The following is a 2,268-nucleotide window of genomic DNA, read 5'->3' as shown; positions in this document are numbered from 1 at the left end:
GCGCCGAGCGAGCCGGCACCGGCGGCACCGTCGCCGGCGCCGGCCGCGCCGGTGACCGAGGACAAGGTCGCCGAGCTGACCGCCGATCTGCAGCGGGTGCAGGCCGACTTCGCCAATTACCGCAGGCGCGCGTTGCGCGACCAGCAGGCGGCGGCCGACCGGGCCAAGGCGACGGTGATCAGCCAATTACTGGGCGTACTCGACGATCTCGACCGTGCCCGCAGCCATGGCGACCTGGAGTCGGGTCCACTGAAGTCGGTCGCCGACAAGCTGACCAGCGCACTGACGGGGCTGGGCCTGACGGCTTTCGGCGCCGAGGGCGATGACTTCGACCCGGTGCTGCACGAGGCCGTCCAGCATGAGGGCGACGGCGCCGAGGGCACCAAGCCGGTGATCGGCAGTGTGTTGCGGCAGGGCTACAAGCTCGGCGATCAAGTCCTGCGGCACGCGCTGGTGGTTGTCGTCGACACCGTGATCGAGAACGGTGCCGATGTCGCGGCCAACACCGAGACGGCGCAAGCTGTGCCGACGGCGGGGGATACGGCTGAGACGCCCGACGGCGAGGCCACGTCGGCGGAGCGGAACGCCGAACCAGAACCAGAACCGCCTGCCGAGTAAGCGCGGCCGGCGGTGCACCACTCCAGAAAAGCTGGAAGGGGGGTGACGCAGCATGGCCCAACGCGAATGGGTCGAGAAGGACTTCTACAAGGAGCTAGGCGTCTCCCCTGACGCCAGCCAGGACGAGATCAAGCGCGCCTACCGCAAGTTGGCGCGCGAGCTGCACCCGGACGCCAATCGCGACGACCCGCGGGCCGCGGAGCGGTTCAAGGCGGTGTCGGAGGCGCACAGTGTGCTGTCGGACCCGGCCAAGCGCAAGGAGTACGACGAGACCCGGCGGCTATTCGCCGGCGGCGGCGGCTTCGGCCGCCGGTTTGGCGCTGGTGGAGGCGCCAACTTCGGCGGCTTCAGCATGGGCGGCGACGGCGCCGAGTTCAACCTGAGCGATTTGTTCGACGCCGCCGGCCAGACCGGCGGCAGCACCATCGGGGACCTGTTCGGTGGCTTGTTCGGCCGTGGTGCCGCACCGCGACCCAGCCGGCCCCGCCGCGGCAACGACCTGGAGACCGAGGCCGAGCTGAGTTTCGTGGAGGCCGCGAAGGGCGTGGCGATGCCGCTGCGGCTGACCAGCCCGGCGCCCTGCACCAACTGCCATGGCAGCGGGGCCCGCCCGGGCACCAGCCCGCGAGTGTGCCCCACCTGTAACGGCTCGGGTGTAATCAGCCGCAACCAGGGCGCTTTCGGATTCTCCGAACCGTGCACCGACTGCCGCGGCAGCGGGTCGATCATCGAGCACCCGTGCGACCAGTGCAAAGGAACCGGTGTGACGACCCGGACCCGCACCATCAACGTGCGGATCCCGCCGGGCGTCGAGGACGGCCAGCGCATCCGGTTACCCGGACAGGGTGAGGCCGGCTTGCGTGGCGCGCCCTCAGGTGACCTGTACGTGACGGTGCATGTGCGGCCCGACCAGGTGTTCGGCCGCGAGGGCGACGACCTCAGCGTGACAGTTCCGGTCAGCTTTGCCGAACTAGCTTTGGGCACGACGCTTTCCGTGCCGACGCTGGACGGACGGGTCGGTGTTCGGGTGCCGAAGGGTACCGCCAATGGACGCACCCTGCGGGTACGCGGACGCGGCGTACCCAAGCGTGGCGGGGGCAGCGGCGACCTGCTAGTCACCGTTCAGGTCGCGGTCCCGCCGAACCTAGACGGTGCCGCCAAAGAGGCGCTGGAGGCCTACGCCGCCGCCGAGCGGGCTAGCGGCTTCGATCCGAGGGCCGGATGGGCAGGTAATCGCTGATGGGTAAGAAAGACGATTCTCGAACCTTCTTGATTTCGGTGGCAGCCGAGCTGGCCGGCATGCACGCTCAGACGCTGCGGACCTACGACCGGCTCGGCCTGGTCCGTCCCGAGCGCACTTCTGGTGGGGGACGCCGCTATTCCGAGCATGACGTGGAACTGCTGCGCGAGGTGCAGCGGCTCTCCCAAGACGAGGGCGTCAATCTTGCCGGCATCAAACGCATCATCGAGCTGACCAACCAGGTGGAGGCGTTGCAATCCCGGATCAAGGAGTTGACCGCGGAGGTCGAGCGGCTACGGGGCAATCCGCGACGCGACCTGGCCGTGCTGCCCAAGAGCACCGCCCTGGTGGTGTGGCAGCCCCGCCAGATGAGCTAGCCCGAGCAGCCGGAAAAGAACCCGATTTCATTG

Annotated in this window: 3 protein-coding genes; all 3 read left to right on the top strand. The window is 69.0% G+C overall.

Annotated elements, in window-relative coordinates:
- Positions 1–618: nucleotide exchange factor GrpE (gene grpE, locus ACFE99_RS18275; RefSeq protein WP_375487734.1), on the top strand; the 618-nt coding region annotated here is incomplete at its 5' end.
- A gap of 52 nt (positions 619–670) precedes the next feature.
- Positions 671–1,858 (top strand): molecular chaperone DnaJ, encoded by a 1,188-nt coding sequence (gene dnaJ, locus ACFE99_RS18270; protein WP_375487732.1) that lies wholly within the window; start codon positions 671–673, stop codon positions 1,856–1,858.
- Positions 1,858–2,235 (top strand): heat shock protein transcriptional repressor HspR, encoded by a 378-nt coding sequence (locus ACFE99_RS18265; protein WP_375487730.1) that lies wholly within the window; start codon positions 1,858–1,860, stop codon positions 2,233–2,235. Before dnaJ ends, ACFE99_RS18265 begins: the two co-directional genes overlap by 1 nt.
- Positions 2,236–2,268: the final 33 nt, after the last annotated feature.

The organism is uncultured Mycobacterium sp. (genome assembly GCF_964249325.1).
GTDB lineage: Bacteria > Actinomycetota > Actinomycetes > Mycobacteriales > Mycobacteriaceae > Mycobacterium.
This window is presented reverse-complemented; position numbering and strand designations above follow the sequence as displayed.